Annotated in this window: 13 protein-coding genes and 1 pseudogene; 3 read left to right on the top strand and 11 right to left on the bottom strand. The window is 60.8% G+C overall.

Annotated features, from left to right (window positions below; genetic code table 11):
* Positions 1–66: 66 nt before the first annotated feature.
* From AAAT03_RS00895 to glp, 7 genes are all read right to left on the bottom strand, one after another.
* The gene (locus tag AAAT03_RS00895) at positions 67–1230 is read right to left on the bottom strand and encodes a double-cubane-cluster-containing anaerobic reductase (RefSeq protein WP_349102365.1); all 1164 of its coding nucleotides are present in this window, start codon (positions 1228–1230) and stop codon (positions 67–69) included.
* Positions 1231–1385: 155 nt separating this feature from the next.
* Entirely contained in the window at positions 1386–2669 is a 1284-nt protein-coding gene (locus AAAT03_RS00890; protein WP_349102364.1) for a double-cubane-cluster-containing anaerobic reductase, read from the bottom strand.
* Between the two features lie 431 nt (positions 2670–3100).
* Positions 3101–4171 carry an ATP-binding cassette domain-containing protein gene (locus AAAT03_RS00885; protein WP_349102363.1) on the bottom strand — a complete coding sequence of 357 codons (1071 nt, stop codon included), beginning with the start codon at positions 4169–4171 and terminating at the stop codon, positions 3101–3103.
* A gap of 3 nt (positions 4172–4174) precedes the next feature.
* On the bottom strand, positions 4175–5617 hold the full coding sequence (modB, locus tag AAAT03_RS00880) for a molybdate ABC transporter permease subunit (protein WP_349102362.1): 1443 nt from the start codon (positions 5615–5617) through the stop codon (positions 4175–4177).
* A gap of 68 nt (positions 5618–5685) precedes the next feature.
* Positions 5686–6558 (bottom strand): molybdate ABC transporter substrate-binding protein, encoded by an 873-nt coding sequence (gene modA / locus AAAT03_RS00875; RefSeq protein WP_349102361.1) that lies wholly within the window; start codon positions 6556–6558, stop codon positions 5686–5688.
* A gap of 204 nt (positions 6559–6762) precedes the next feature.
* Entirely contained in the window at positions 6763–7242 is a 480-nt protein-coding gene (locus AAAT03_RS00870) for a MogA/MoaB family molybdenum cofactor biosynthesis protein (protein ID WP_117786467.1), read from the bottom strand.
* A gap of 10 nt (positions 7243–7252) precedes the next feature.
* Positions 7253–8515, bottom strand: coding sequence for a gephyrin-like molybdotransferase Glp (gene glp / locus AAAT03_RS00865; RefSeq protein WP_118065486.1), 1263 nt, complete (start codon positions 8513–8515; stop codon positions 7253–7255).
* Between the two features lie 211 nt (positions 8516–8726).
* Between glp and AAAT03_RS00860 the strand changes: the two genes are divergently transcribed.
* Positions 8727–10148: a chloride channel protein gene (locus tag AAAT03_RS00860; protein WP_192934557.1), complete on the top strand. Its 1422-nt coding sequence runs from the start codon at positions 8727–8729 to the stop codon at positions 10146–10148.
* 86 nt (positions 10149–10234) lie between these two features.
* On the top strand, positions 10235–11197 hold the full coding sequence (locus AAAT03_RS00855) for a diacylglycerol kinase family protein (protein WP_118065238.1): 963 nt from the start codon (positions 10235–10237) through the stop codon (positions 11195–11197).
* Between the two features lie 21 nt (positions 11198–11218).
* On the opposite strand, the pseudogene AAAT03_RS00850 reads toward AAAT03_RS00855, so the two are convergent.
* The 4 genes and pseudogenes from AAAT03_RS00850 to AAAT03_RS00835 all read right to left on the bottom strand — a co-directional run.
* A pseudogene (locus tag AAAT03_RS00850) lies at positions 11219–11518 on the bottom strand (peptide chain release factor-like protein); the annotation flags it as partial.
* A gap of 165 nt (positions 11519–11683) precedes the next feature.
* Positions 11684–12262, bottom strand: a complete 579-nt coding sequence (locus AAAT03_RS00845) for a xanthine phosphoribosyltransferase (protein WP_117854990.1) — start codon at positions 12260–12262, stop codon at positions 11684–11686.
* A 157-nt stretch (positions 12263–12419) separates the two neighbouring features.
* Positions 12420–13724, bottom strand: coding sequence for an MFS transporter (locus AAAT03_RS00840; protein ID WP_118267487.1), 1305 nt, complete (start codon positions 13722–13724; stop codon positions 12420–12422).
* A gap of 141 nt (positions 13725–13865) precedes the next feature.
* Positions 13866–15149, bottom strand: a complete 1284-nt coding sequence (locus AAAT03_RS00835) for an O-acetylhomoserine aminocarboxypropyltransferase/cysteine synthase family protein (RefSeq protein ID WP_349102360.1) — start codon at positions 15147–15149, stop codon at positions 13866–13868.
* A gap of 229 nt (positions 15150–15378) precedes the next feature.
* On the opposite strand from AAAT03_RS00835, the gene AAAT03_RS00830 reads away from it, so the two are divergent.
* Entirely contained in the window at positions 15379–15825 is a 447-nt protein-coding gene (locus tag AAAT03_RS00830; RefSeq protein ID WP_349102359.1) for a C-GCAxxG-C-C family protein, read from the top strand.
* Positions 15826–15853: the final 28 nt, after the last annotated feature.

Below are 15853 nucleotides of genomic sequence, written 5' to 3'. Positions count from 1 at the left end.
GAGGAGCGCAGCATACTTTGGTACGCAAGCGACGGTTTGAGGGGCAAGATCCGGTGCCTGAGGAAGCTAGAGGGTTTCGATGAAGGCGGCGATGCGGGTCTCGATCTGGCCCATGTCACCGTTGCTGTAGTCGGTCTCGATCTTCATATACGGAATACCCGCACCCTCGACAGCCTCCTGCATGCGCGCACTCTCCACGTTAAAGGTGTGGCACGCCTGCAGCACGCTCTCCACCACGCCATCGACGTGATACTTCTCGCACATGGCCAGCGTGTTTTCCATACGACCGTCGTTGGGCGTCATGACCGAGCAGTTGATGTCCAAGTAGCGGTCGGCGATTGCGCGCAGGATATCGGGAGCCTCCGGGTCGATCATCATGGCCGCCGTGCGCTCGCCCGAGCAGTCGTCCATGCACACGACCACACCGCCGTTGGACTCGATGGTGCGGCCGATCTTGTTGATCACGCCGCCCACCGGGCAGCCGGTGATCAGAATACGCTTGGCACCCGCCGCAACCGGGCGCTCGCCCGCGTCGTAGGCCTCGCGCAGCTTGGCGACCTTTTGCTCCAGCTGCTGCGTATAGGCCTCGATATCAAAGCTGAACGTACCGGCAAACATGGTGCTCATCAGGTCGACGCCGCTCATAGCCGCCGGCTGGTTGGCCTGCAGGGCGAACATCTCGAGCTGGGCGGCACGCAGGCGATTGCGACGACGGACAGCGGCGCGCAGGTCGTCATCGGTGATCGTAATACCGTAGAAGTTCTCGAGCTCCTCCTTGAGCAGGCGGCACTCCTCGTACCAGCCTTCGCGCTCGTAGGCACGATCGCGACCCTGCGGAAGATGCAGAATGTGCGTGCGCTTGAGCTCGTTGAGTAGCTCGTACATCTTCTTCTTGCCGTCGCAGGTGGTCTCGCCGATGATCATGTCGCTAAAGTACGTAAACGGGCACTTTTGCGAGTAGGCAAAACCGTAGGTCGACTTGATGAGCGGGCACAGGTTTGCCGGTAGCACCTTCTCGGCCTCGGGAATCACCTCATCGGACGTACCGCACAGAGCCACGCTCGCAGCCCCCGCGGCATCGATAATCTCGAGCGGCGTATAGCCGCACAAAAAGCCGACCAGGCGATTACCCGCCTGCTTATAATCCTTGACGCGAATAAACGCCGCCTTGCGTTGCTCGTTGAACTCCTCAAACGTGCGCGGCAACGGCTGTTCAATATTTTCCGACATATAACTCCTTAACAGACCTTTTAACCAACCAAGGAAACGGCTTTCCCAGGTGCCCGAGGTTGCCGTGAAAGAGGAGCGCCGCGTACTTCTGGTACGCAAGCGACGGTTTGAACGGCAAGATCGGGTGCCTGGGGAAGCCACCGGGACGGATAGTCCTAAATGGTTTCCAAGAAAGCCTCGATCCTGGTTTGCAGTTGGCCTGCGTCCTCGCCGGCGTAGTCGGTCGTGATGTGCATAAACGGAATGCCGGCCTCCTCGGCGGCCTTCTCCACGGCAAACGACTCCATCTCGTAGAGCGTGCAAAACTGCAGGGCCACGTCGACAATGCCGTCGGCATGCAGGTCCTTGGCCATCTGGACAATGTCCTTCATACGCTGGTCGTTGGGCGTAAAGACGGCACAGTTGATCTTAAAGTAGCGCTCGGCGATGGCATCGAGCATCTCGTCAACCGTCTCACCGGACTCGTCGACCAGGTCCTTGTAATAGCGCGAACCCGTGCAGGACTCCTCGCCTACCACAACGCCGCCGGCCTTCTCGATGAGGTTGAACAGCTTCCAGTTGGGCACGGCCATGGGCGTGCCGGTGTACAGGATGCGCTTGGTCCCCTTGGGCGCCACGCCCTCTCCGACCTCGACGCGCTGCTCACACTCGGCCGCCATATCGTTGATGGCTCCGGTCAGACGCGGCGTGTCGTCCATAAAGGCGGCCTGAACGGTCAGCAGGCTGTCGAGACCGCTGATGGGCACTGGGTCGGCAGCGCGCGTGGCAGCGAGGCGCTGCAGGGCGCGACGCTTCTCATTGACGGCGCGGATGGCGGCCTTCAGACGCTCAGGCGTAATCGTAACGCCGCACACTTCCTCAATCTTGGCGGCGAGCTTTTTAACCTTGGCCTTCCAGGTCACGAGCGTCGACTCGTCGTGCACGTTGGGAATATCCATGACGTACATGTTCTTTTGCGTGGCAAAAAACTCGTAGGCCTTCTTCTTGCCATCGCAGGTGTTCTCGCCTACCACCAAGTCGCTCGACTCAATGTAGGGGCAGACCTCACCCAGCTTAAAGCCGGCAAAGCTCTTGATAAGCGGACAAGTGTTGCGCGGCAAGTGCTCCTCGACCTTGTCGGTCGCCCAATCGGCACCCGAGCACAGACCAACGGGAATGCCGTCGCAGGCGAGCACAATCTCCTCGGGCACGTAGACGCAGAAGCTGCCCACGATCTTGGTGGCCTCGCCGGCCTCCTTCTTGTCGAGCATCTCCTTAATACGGCCGCTGTGGATGTTGGTGGCGACAAAATCCAGGTAGGACGTGGACTTGGGGCGATTGTTCTGCGTCAGGAACATATCGCCGTACATCTGGCCCACGGTGCCCAGCAGCATGTCGTGGTCGGCAAGATTCATGCCGAGGCTCTCCCACATCGGATGGAAATCAATTTCTTCAGCCATAACGGTTCCCCTCTCGAACCAAAAACGGATAACAGCGGTATCGATGCACGACGGACGGCGATTGCCCGACCGTGCTCAAACCCGGAATTTTAGGGAACCTGCTTTGCGGTCGATTATTTAGTTGTGCGTCGTCTCTCCCGGAGCCGTGAACATACCTGCTCATATGCGGCTCCGAGCCATATATAGGGCACGCGCGGTAACGCGGCGAATGTATGTCGTCTGCGGCATGTGCGCACCTTCCTTTACAAGTTGAGGTCAACTATACCAACGGTCATCGACCATGCGAACACCGTTGACATTCGTACGACAGCGTCGTGTGCCGTCGTTTAATAAATAATTATCTTGATTGATAAGAGTTTGTCATTCCTCATTCGGCGAACGGCAAAAACAAAGCCGCCGAGGCTTATATTCCCCGACGGCATTACCCGGCGCTATCGACAAACCAAATGGATCCTGCTGGCATCAAAATGCATGCGCAGCGTCTCGCCTGCTTGCGGCAGCTCGTCGACAGGCATGCGCACTTTGTTGACCTTCCACTGCAGGCGCGTCGGCGCGTCGGCGCGCGGCACGTCCAGCAGCACCAGGCGCTCAAAACGTGAATCGCTCACGCGGGCCACATGCAGGTCGTAGCTGTTGCGACCCCGCTCAGCACGGTTGTCCACATGGAAGTAGCTCGCACGAATACCCAGGTACGCCACGTTATCGGGAACCTCACGGCCCACGTTGAAGGTCATGCCCCAGTCGAGGGCCTCAACTTCTTCGTCGCCGATCTTGCGCGCGCGGCTCGTATTCTTGCAGCCCGTCAAGCGCAGCGCGGCCAACGTCTGCGGATGACGGACCACGTCCTCGACGGAGCCGATCTCCTCAACATGCCCGTTGTGCATCACGCAGATGCGCTCGCACAGACGGCACGCTTCGTCGATGTCGTGGCTCACGTAGAGCACGGTTCGGTTGCATACATCGAACAGATCGAGCATGTTTTGCTCAAGCGCGCTCTTGAGATACGCGTCGAGCGCGCTCATGGGCTCATCGAACATAAAGATGCCCGGATGCGCCGCCACCATGCGCGCAAGCGCCACGCGTTGCTGCTGACCGCCCGAGAGGCGCACGGGGTAGCGGTCGACAAAATCGGCCAGACCGAAAATGCCCAGATAACGCTCGGCGAGCTTTTTGCGCGCGGCGGCGTCACCCGCATCCTTAACACCGGCGCATACGTTATCGGCCACCGTCATGTTGGGAAACAGCTGATAGTTTTGGAACAGCAGGGCGCATTTTCGCTCCTGGGGCGACAGGTTGATACCCGCCGCCGAGTCAAAAAAGGTCACGCCGTTGACGACGATCTTGCCCTCGTCGGGTGTCTCCACGCCGGCAATGCAGCGCAACGTACAGCTCTTGCCGCAACCCGAGGCGCCCAGCAGCGCCACACGCTCCTCGCCGGCATCGAGCTGAATGTCGAGGGTAAAGCCCGGATAGCGCTTTTTGATATCCAGAACGAGCGACATGGCTTATCGACCTCCCTTTGCGACCGCGCCATCGCGCATAAGCTCGGCCAGCGCCTCGCGATCGATACGCAAGGCATCACCGCCCACCGGGTCGAGCGAATCGCCCTGTCCGGCGAGATCTTTGGCCTGCTTGCGCTCCGCACGGGAAAGGCCCCGCTCGCGATACTTTTGCGAATGCGCCGTGTACATATTGATGAACAAAATGACCAGGAAACTAAACACGATCACGACGACGACCCAAAAGAGGGCCACCGACGTGTTGCCGCCCATCCACTCAAAGTAGATGGCGATGGGAATGGTCTGCGTAATACCGGCGTAGTTGCCCGCAAAGAACAGGGTGCAGCCAAACTCGCCCATCGCGCGGGCAAAGGCGAGCACCGTGCCGGCGGCAATCGAGGGCCAGCCGAGCGGCATCATGAGCTTGGTAAAGATGCGACACTCGGACCATCCCAAGGTTCGCGCGGCGTCGAGCATCTGCGTGTCGAGGCTCTCGAAGGCTCCGAGCGCCGTGCGGTAGACCAGCGGAAACGACACAACGACAGCCGAAATGACCGCCGCGGGCCAGGTAAAGACGATCGAGATGCCATGCGCGATGAGCCACTGGCCCACCCCGGTCGAGCGGCCAAACAGCATGAGGAGCAGAAAGCCACAAACCGTGGGCGGCAGCACCATAGGAATCGTAAAGACCGAATCGAGCAGGCCCTTGATGCGACTCGAGGTACCCATAGTCTTCCACGCGGCGAACAGGCCCAGCGCAAAGGAGATCAGCAGGGCAAGGCCGCTCGTTTTAACGGACACCCAAAACGGGCGATAGTCGATGTCGCCCAAAAAGGAAGCCAGAGAGGTCAAGGGCCCCTGCTCATCCCGCAACGCGACAGACGACGCCTCTACCATTTGAGCGCTATCAAGCCAACGCGCGCCGCCCTTGGCATCACCCGAGGCTGACGCAATCACCACATAGCGGTCCCCATCCGCACCGCGCTCGTCAAAGCCATAGGTATAACCGCCGGCATCAAACGTTGTTTCCGCCGTGACATACCAAGGAAGATCAACGTCCCCTAACTGCGCACCTCCCATGGAGTTTGCGCTGTCGAGCTCGCAGACGAGGGCCTTGAGACCCGATACGCACTCGTTGTCCTGCGGATCCAATCCATACTTCTCGACTGCCTTGGGCGATATCCACGCCACAACGCGATCGGCAGCGGGCGCCACTACAAGGTCCACGTCCTCGTCAACGGGAAACCGGTAGCCCTCAGGCTGGCCCTCCATGGCACGAGCGGTCCCCTTGGACAGCCGCTCAAAACCCTCGATCCCATAGGAAAGCCCATGAGCGGTCGCAGCAACCTGGCCCCCGTCCTCAGCGTCCCCAGCAAACGCAAATCCCGGCACCCAGCAAAGCGCGAGGGTCAAAGCACAGGCGACAAGCATGCGGAATCTATTAAGCACGAAAAGCTCCAAGCGAATACAAGGACGGAGTGAAACACAAAACGATGGAATTATCGCGCCAAGCCGCACTACGCGGAAAGCTCAAAGCCGTACTTAGCCCAAATCTTCTGAGCCTTCTTGCTGGACAGGCAAAAGTCGATAAACGCCTTGGCCTCGTCGGCATGTTCGGAGCCATCGGCGACAGCGCCCGGATACACGATGGGCTTATGCGAGTCCTCGGGACACACAAAGGCCTCCTCGATGCCGTCGTAGCGGAAGATGTCGGAGCTATAGACAAAGCCAGCCACGCAGTCGCCCGTAGAGACGTAAGACGCAGCAGTGCCGACCTTGTCGGCCAGGGCCACCTTGTCGGCGAGCTCGGGTGCATATTCGCCGTCGTCGCCCTCGGTGCCAGTATAGAGGCCCACGGAGGCCAGCGCCTGGTTGGCGTACTTGCCGGCGGGGACGGTCTTGGCGTCGCCGATGGCGATCTTGCCGTCCAGATTCGCGACGCCGGCGATGGCCTCGACCTTGGTGTCGGAGCCCTCGGCGCGAATGATTACAAGGTCGTTGACGAACATATCCTCACGGGTGTCGGTGTCGACGAGCCCGGCGGTCTCGGCGTCGTCCATGGTGCCCTTGGAAGCGGTGATGAGCACGTCGACCGTGGCACCGGCGCGCATCTGCTCAACGAGGTCGCCAGACGCCTTAAACTGCGTGTCGGTAAACGTGGTACCGGTCTGCTCGGTGTAAAGCTCCTGAACCTCGGGCAGAGCCTTCTCGAGCGAGTTGGCGGCAAAGACCTGCAGCTCGACAGCTTTCTTGGAAGATGCCTTAGCAGAACCGGCATCGGATCCGGCCGGCTCGGACGTATTGTTGCCCGAGCAGCCGGCAAGACCAAGGCCGGCAGCGGCGACAGCAGAAAGCGAGACGAATCCGCGGCGAGAAACCATATCGAACATGTTCAACCCTTTCGGACCTTGTGCCCGGGTACCCCACCGCGAGCTTTATTCTGTAATTAGATTATACTTTCGTGCGAATAATATCAGTGATAAAGATTTCTCGCCTGATAATTTTCTTTTACCAATAACCACGAGACGGCCCGCGCTGTCGATGCATAAAAAGGCGGAGCGACTCGCAAGGTCGCTCCGCCGCAGGTAGTGCGCTTATTTGGTGTGCCCGCCGCCCGCCGTCATCTGGGCCGCATGCTCCAGCTGGTCGCTCACGGCCTCCCAGCTTTCGCGGGCCGCTTTCGTGGATCCCGGAAAGTTGATGACAAGCGTATACCCACGCTGCATGCACACGGCGCGCGAGAGCATGGCGCGGCGCGTCTTGGTCATGGAGTACGCACGGATCGCCTCGGCAATACCCGGCACATCGCGATCGCAGACGGTACGCGTCGCCTCGGGCGTCACATCGCGCATCGAAAGCCCCGTGCCGCCGCAGGTGAGCACGACATTGGCGTGGCACTCATCGGCGGCTTCCACAATGGCATCACCGATCTCGCTGACGTCGTCGCGCACGACCACATGCGAGGCGACCGTCCAGCCCTGCGCCTCGATAAGTTCCTCGAGTGCGGCTCCAGCCTCGTCCTGGGCAAGATCGCGCGTATCCGAGCACGTCACGATCGATATCTTCAGCTCCATAGCATTCCTCTTACAACACGGCGCCCTCGGGCAGGTCGACGCGAACAACGTCCACGACATCGCCCACCTTGAGATCGCACGGTCCTTCGTCAACACGCAACAGGCAGTTAGCCCGCTGCATCGTGCCGAGCAGCGCCGAATTCTGCGTCTTGGCCTCGGTCACCAACAGCTCACCGGTCTCGGGGTCGCGCAAAACCGTGGCGCGATCGAAGAAGCGGCGATGCTGTCGCTTTTTCACGCCGTGCGTGAGCGTCGCCTGCTGCACGGGACGCGTACCCTCGGCAAAGCCGCGCATCTTGCGGATCGCCGGACGCGCAAGCATCTCAAAGCCTACATACGCCGCGGCCGGATTGCCTGAAAGTCCCAGGTAGGGCTTACCCCCAAGCAAGCCAAACGTGATGGCCTTGCCCGGACGCATCGAGATGCGATCGAACAGCACCTCGCCCTCGCGCCGGACGAGCGCCGTCACGTAGTCGTAGTCGCCTGCCGAGGCGCCACCGCTCGTAATGACAAAATCGCACTCCAGCACGGCGCGATGCACCAGCTCGGCAATCGCCTGCTCATCATCGGGCGCAATGCCGTAGAACACGGGCTCGGCTCCTGCATCGAGCGCTTCGGCCATCAACGCCGACGAGTTGGAGTCGCGAATCTGCCCGCGCGCCGGCAGCTCACCCGGCGCGACCAGCTCCGTGCCCAGCGAGATAATGCCCACACGCGGCGCGGCATGCACCTTCACGCTCGCATACCCGGCGCTCGCCAACAAGCCGGCGCCCGCCGGAGCCACGACCTCGCCGGCGTGCATCACAACATCGCCGGCATGGGCCTCCTCGGCGGCAGAGCGAACGTTCTCCCCTACCTTGGCAGGCGCCGAGAACCTCACACGCGAACCCTCGTTGCCGTCACCGACGAGCACATCGACGATCTCATACTTCACCACGGCATCGGCACCTTCGGGTACCGGCGCGCCCGTCATGATGCGGACCGTCTCGCCCGCGCCGATTGTGCCCTCAAACACATGGCCCGCAGCCTCGTGTCCGATAACGTCGAGCGTCACCGGCGCCTCGCCAGATGCCTGCGCCAAGTCCGCCGAGCGCACGGCATATCCGTCCATAGCGCTGTTGGCAAACGGTGAGATGTCGATATCGGCCACCGCATCCTCTGCCAAGGGAAGACCGGCGGCCTGCCACACGGGAATCTCGACGACTTCGGTGCGATTCACGTGCGACAAGACGATCGCCTGCGCGTCCTCCAACGGAATGAGTTTCTCAGCCATATACACCTCTAGCATGCTGCGGCGCGCAACAAAAGCGCCGATTCTTTATGTTTCTCTCAGTATAATCCCTCGCCGCCTGCTCAAGACCTGGCCCGCGGCCGCGAATACATCTGTCGGCCGCAAGCCGCGAAACAAAACCAAAACCAACCCACCGGCTCGTCGCGTTTACCGCGTTTTATAATGCTCGTGTTGCAACCCAAAAGAGGAACGTATGACTTTTACCGACAAACCCGAAAGCGCAAACGAAGCGCAGGATCATTCTCAGTCGCTCGACGACGGCGGCTTTTTCTCCCTGAACGACGTCATCATGGCCGGCAGGCATCAGCTCACCCGCTCCGAGCATCTCTTGGCCGCCGACACGCGCCGCAACGCCCGCAACCTACTCGCGAGCGCCAAGTTGCTCACACTCGTCGTCATCGTCTCGCTCGCCATGGGCGTTGCCGCCTGGGCGTTTTTGACCTCGCTGAATATCGCGACCGACTATCGCGAGCACCATGCATGGGTCTACGCCTTGCTTCCCGTTGTGGGCGTTGCCACCGCATGGGTGTACAAAAACCACGGCCTTGCCGCCAAACGCGGTAACAACCTGGTCATCGACTCCGCTCTGGGCACACGCCTCATCCATATGCGCATGGCCGTTCTCACCTTCGTCTGCTCCACGCTCACGCACCTAACGGGCGGGTCGGCCGGTCGCGAGGGAGCTGCGGTGCAGATTGGCGGCACCATCGCCAGCAACATCTCGAGCCTCGCCCACCTCAAAAAGCATGACCACCATGACCTCATGCTCGCCGGCATCTCGTCGGCCTTTGGCGCCGTATTCGGTTCACCCCTTGCTGGAGCTTTCTTTGGCATGGAGATGTGCTTTATCGGCAAGATCGACTACACCGCGGGCATCTACTGCCTGGTCGCCTCGTTTACCGGCTACTTTACGTCGCTTGCCTTGGGAACCGAGTACGAGGCGAATGTCATCGCCAGCGTTCCCAACATGACACCACGGACGGTTGTCATCGTAGTCATCAGCGCCATCATCTTTGGTCTCACCGCACGTCTCTTTGCCTGGTCGGTTCGTACCGTCAAGAGCCTGTACGGCCGCTTTATCACCAATTACCTCGTTCGCGCACTCATAGGCGCACTCGTGGTTTTGGCCGCCTACGCCCTCCTCGACGCCTGGGACTACGCCGGCCTTTCCACGTGGCTTTCCGGCGCCGGGTTTGCAGGCAACACCACCCTGGCGGACGCAGCCATCAAGTTGGTCGTCACAGCGCTTACCCTGGGCGCCGGCTTCCAAGGCGGCGAGGTCACGCCTCTGTTTGGCATCGGTGCGGCGCTCGGCGGCTGGATCGGCTGCCTTACCGGGCTTGACCCCAGTTTTCTGGCGGCTCTCGGCATGCTCGGCGTGTTCTGCGCCGGCCTCAACGTGCCCATCACCACCTGCATGATGGCCATCGACCTGTTCCACGGCACGGCCGCCGGGTTCTTTGTCATCGTGGCCTTTATCAGCTACCTAACCGGCGGACACCGCGGCGTGTACCCCGCCCAGCGCATCATCTCACCCAAGCGCCGTTCGCTTATTGTGGATGAGGGCGGTACGGTAGCGGATGCTATCGAGCGCCACAACGACCTGATAGAGTAGATGTAATAATCGCCGTGCAGCCACAATCGGGGGCAATTCGACCTGAGCGCGACCGCACCGTCATGTCACACGCCGGGAGTCGCCCCATGCACGCAACTGATTTTGGTCGCACGCTCATCATCGCCAACCCAGCCGCCCAGTCGGGTGCGGCACGCGAAGTTGCCGAACGCCTGCAACGCTTTTTGGACATGACTGCACGCGCATCCCAGTTTGACCTGGTGTTGACCGAGCGTATGGGACACGCCAAGGAGCTGGCCGCACAGGCTCAGGGCTATCGCACCGTTATCGCACTCGGCGGCGACGGCGTGATTCACGAGGTCGTCAACGGGCTTATGACGCAAAAGGAGAACGCCCGCCCCGCTCTTGCCGTCCTGCCCGTGGGCTCCGGCAACGATTTTGCCCAGACGCTCGGCATCGACGATTTCTCCGGCAAGGATTTTGGCGCGCTGCTCACCTGCGAGCTGCAGCGTCAGGATATCGGGCGCATTCGCTCGTGGAGCCCTGCGAGCGGCAGCGGCGAGGCTACCGTTGAGTACTACGACCAGACGCTCTCGGTCGGCATCGATGCTGCCATCGGCCTTAGCACCACCGAGCTGCGCAAAAAGACCGGCTTGACGGGCGCGCCGCTCTACACCCTCTCGGGACTTGAGCAGTTTGGCCTACGCTATCGCAACTATCCTATGACAGTCAGCTTTGACGGCGCGCCCACAGAGCGCGTGAGGGCGATCATTATGGCGATACAGCTGGGCCCCACGTATGGCTCGGGCTATCGCATCTGCCCCGATGCCGACCCCTGCGACGGCATGCTCGACGTCTGCTACGCCTGCGGCCCCGTCCCTCGCGCGGTAGCCCTGCCTATGTTCCTTTCGGCCAAGGACGGCCACCATACCAAGTTGCCACCGGTTCGCATGCGCCGCTGCCGCCATGCCGAGCTAACTTTTGAGGAGCCCGACTACCCCATCCAGGCCGACGGCGAGCCCATCGTCGCCTCGCGCATCGAAGTCGACATCCTACCCGGCGCCCTCCAAGTCTGGCACCCCACCCGCTAGCAAGACCAGCGAAACAATCGGCTACTCGTCGCTCCCCGGCTTGCGACGGTTAGCCTTTTTAATCGCATTGAAGTGCTTGTCGTTGAGCCTGCGCTGGCGCGATCGCTGGGGCACTTTGGTCTTGACGCGACGGCGCGGCGGACGGCCACGACGCTCAAGCTCTGCGCGCAGCTTACGCAGGCAGCTCGCGCGATTCTGAAACTGACTACGACTCTCGCGCGCCGTCACAACAATCCCCGTGGGCCCATGCTTCATACGCACCGCCGAGTCCGTCGTGTTCACGCCCTGCCCGCCCGGACCCGTCGCACGAAACACCTGCACCTCGCAATCGCGCGCCAACTCCTCGGCCAACATCTCGGCATAGCGCGCATACTCGCGCCATTCCATCTTGTTCTCGTCCATATCAGCACCTCCCCTCATACAAAAAAATGTGACAAAGGGACAGTCCCTTTGTCACATCGCATACCAATCGCTTGTGTTGCGCGCTTAGGCGAAGGTGATCTCGCCGTTCTCGCAGTCCATATCGGCGATACGGGCCAGGCTCTCAACGCGGAAGCCGCGCTCGCGGAGCTTATCGCCACCGCCTTGGAAGCCCTTCTCCACCGCGATGCCAATGCCGGCAACCTCGGCACCCGCAGCCTCGCAGATCTTGATAAGACCCTCGAGTGCGCAGCCGTTGGCCAGGAAGTCGTCGATAATCAGGACCTTGTCGCCCTCGGACAGGAAGCGCTTGCCAACGATGACCGGGTACTCCTTCTGCTTGGTAAAGGAGTAGATGGTCGTGGCATACTGCTCGCCGTCGAGGTTGATGGACTGTGCCTTCTTGGCAAAGACCACTGGCACGCCGCCAAAGTGCTGGGCTGCAATGCAAGCCATACCAATGCCCGAAGCCTCAATCGTCAGGATCTTGTTGATCTCGACATCCTTGAACAGACGGGCCCACTCGGCGCCCATGTGGTCGAACAGCTCAACGTCGCACTGGTGGTTGAGGAAGGCATCAACCTTAAGGACGTTACCGGCCTTTACGATGCCGTCATGGCGAATACGATCCTCAAGCTCCTGCATGGCGCAACCCCTTCTCGCGGCAACGATACCGCGCGATTAATAAACGTTGTTCGATAGTCTACCACGGACCGACCCCCGCCCGCCCCACAAGCCGCATCGCACCACAAACCAGTCTTTTTGGGACGGCGCGATTCGTGGCAGACAGCCTCCCAACACGCTAATGACGGGCGCGCATCTTCACCAAACGCACCATGGCAAGCGCAAAGCCCACAGCGGCCACGGCCATCAACACATAGAACACCGAGCGAAAGCCGAATAGGAATACATCCGGACGGCCTGCAACAAAACTGGTCACGGCCTCGCCCATCGCCACGCTCATCTGCCCATAGAGGATATGCGAACCTGCCGTAATACCCAGCGCCATGCCCGCATAGCGCGCCAAGCTGCCCAAGCTACCTGCAAAGCCAAGTGCCTCGCGCGGAGCCGAGCCCATGTACAGCGAGTTGTTGGGGCTCTGGAAAATCGACGTACCGCACGACATAAATGCGACGCAGCACACGATCACAGGGATCGATGAATGCTCGTCGAGCGTGCTCACTGCAAAGAGCCCGCACACGTACACGCCCAGGCCAACGGCCGTGGGGCCCTCGCAACCAATACGATCGGAAATCGTGCCCGAAAGCGGGCCGATAAAAGCATTCACCATCGGAAGCGCCAAAAAGAGCAGTCCGGAAATGTCGGAACCAAAGCCGTGGGCGTCCTGAAAATAAAACGGCAGGATAAACTCAGATGCGCCAATGCCAACAAACACGATGAGCATGCAGGCAAGATTGATGGTGAAGGCCGAATTTGCAAAGCAGCGACGCGCGGCCTCCGCCAGCGACATGGAGCGCTCGCCGGCCTCCGGCTTAACATGCGGCAGCGTGTAGAGCCCCACGATAAACGAGATGACGCCAATGGGCAGGTTGATGAGGAAGATACTCTCCCAAGGAAAGCTTGCCACCAGCATGCCGCCGAGCACGGGGCCACACATCATGCCGAGGGCCACAAAGGTCGCGAGAATGCCCATGGCACGGCCTCGTTCGCGCGCCGGAAACGACTCGGTGATGATACCCATGTTGTTAGCCATGGCCGCCGCGCAACCGACGCCCTGAACAATACGTGCCAGGATAAGAACCTCGAGCGAGGCCGAAAGGCCGCACAGCAGCGAACCGACCGAAAAGACGATGACGCCCAGCTGAAACACATTCACCTTGCCGCGCACGTCGCCCAGACGGCCAAACGGCAACATAGCCACGCACGTCGCAAGCAGATACACAGAGCTTACCAGCTGAATGCGATCGAGGCCCACACCCAGCTCTTTTTGCATCACGGGCAGCGCCACGGTCACGACGGTCGAATCCAGACACACCATAAACGTCATGATGAGCACGGTAAACAGAATCGCCCATTTGTTCTTGCCATGGGTATCGCCCTCAAGGGCAATGTGCTCGCGGCGCAGCTGCTCTGCAGTTTTCTCCATATCCATCCTTTCGAGTGGCATAACGCAAAAACGGGGCCCCAATCGCCTACAAACAGTCGCGATCGGGGTCCCGCCTACGGAATCGGAACTAAAGGTCGCCGAGGCAATCTGCCCGTATCGGCGCCTTGTGCGAAAGCTAGCCTAGCACTGCTCGAGCGCCTGCTCAAGGTCGGCAATCAGATCGGCCGTGTCCTCGAGGCCGCACGACAAGCGCACCATGTCGGCCGAGATGCCGCAGGCGATGAGCTCTTCGTCGTTCATCTGGCGGTGCGTGGCGTTAGCAGGATGCAGGCAGCAGGTGCGGGCATCTGCGACATGCGTGGCGATCTGGGCGAGCTTGAGGCTCTTCATAAAGGTCTCGGCCGCCGCGCGACCACCGTTAAAGCCAAAGCTCACGACGCCGCACGTACCGTTGGGCATGTACTTTTGAGCCATGTCATAGTACTTGTCGCCCTCCAGGCCCGGATAGCTCACAAAGCGCACCTTGGGATGGCTCTGCAGGAACTTGGCGACCGCCAGGCCGTTCTCGCAATGACGCGGCATGCGCACATGCAGGCTCTCGAGCGAGCTGTTCAGGAAAAACGCCGCCTGCGGGTTCTGCATGGGGCCAAGATCGCGCATGAGCTGTGCGGTGGCCTTGGTAATGAAGGCGCCCTCGCGGCCAAACTTCTCGGCATAGGTCACGCCGTGATAGCTCTCGTCGGGCGTGGTGAGACCCGGGAACTTGTCCGCATGGGCCATCCAGTCAAACTGGCCGTGGTCGACGATCACGCCGCCCAGGTAGGCCGCGTGGCCATCCATGTACTTGGTGGTGGAGTGCGTAACGATGTCGGCGCCCCACTCAAAGGGACGGCACATCACGGGCGTCGGGAAGGTGTTATCGACCATCAGCGGCACACCGTGGTCATGCGCGGCCTTGGCAAAGCGCTCGATATCGAGCACGGCAAGAGCGGGGTTGGCGATGGTCTCACCAAAGACGAGCTTGGTGTTGGGCTCAAAGGCTGCCTCGAGCTCCTCATCGGTGCAGTCGGGGGCAACGAACGTGCAGGTAACGCCCATGCGGCCCATGGTGTGGGCGAGCAGGTTGTAGGTACCGCCGTAGATAGCGGAGCTTGCGACCACGTGATCGCCGGCACCGGCCACATTAAAGATCACCAGGAAGTTCGCAGCCATGCCCGAGCTCGTGAGCATCGCCGCGGTACCGCCCTCCATCTCGCAGATCTTGGCGGCAACCAGGTCGCACGTGGGATTCTGCAGGCGGCTGTAGAAGTAGCCCGACTCCTCCAAGTCAAACAGCTTGCCCATGTGCTCGGACGTGTCGTACTTCCACGTGGTGGACTGGTAGATGGGCACCTGGCGCGGCTCCGCATCGCCCGGGCGATAGCCGCCCTGAACACACGTGGTACCGATGGTCTGCTCGCTCATATTTAGCTCCCTTGCCTGGGTTACATTTTTATTCGGTTCACGATACCGCTACCCCGCACCCCTCTCAACCCATCCTCAAGGTAGGTTATTGGACAGATGCATCGGGCTCATTTGCCCCACACTTAGGTATTGGTACGACAATAACGGCGAGATATGCACAAAGCTCTCGATGAACGAATGCGTCGGCAAGGGTACCATAGGCGGGTACACCGCAACCAAGGAGACAACGATGAAGCACATCGATACGACCCAGCTCGACACCACCGCTTGTCAGGCTCAGGCTGCCGAGTACCACGCCCGCGGCTTTAACTGCGCGCAGGCCGTCGCCTGCACGCTCGCGCCCGCCGTCGGGCTCGACCCCCAGGTCGCCTTTACCCTCACCGAGGGCTTTGGCGCCGGCATGGGCGGCATGACCGAAACCTGCGGCGCCATCTCGGGTGCCGTGGCCATCATGGGCTTTGTAATGAGTGACGGCATGGAGAACCCCAAGACCAAGGGTCAGACCTACAAGCTGTCGCGCGAAATCGCCAAGCGTTTTGGCGAGAAGAACACGACGACCGTCTGCGGCACGCTCAAGGGCATCGGATCGGACAAGGGTCCGCTCCGCAGCTGCCCCGGCTGCATCGACGACGCCGTCGACATCGCCTGCGATGTGCTAAAGCAGCTCGCCGAGTAAACGGCGACAACATAAAACGACGGCCGGC

The organism is Collinsella sp. CLA-AA-H167, from assembly GCF_040095305.1.
Taxonomy (GTDB): Bacteria; Actinomycetota; Coriobacteriia; order Coriobacteriales; family Coriobacteriaceae; genus Collinsella.
Note: the sequence above shows the minus strand (reverse complement) of the source record. Positions and strands in the feature narration are given on the sequence as shown.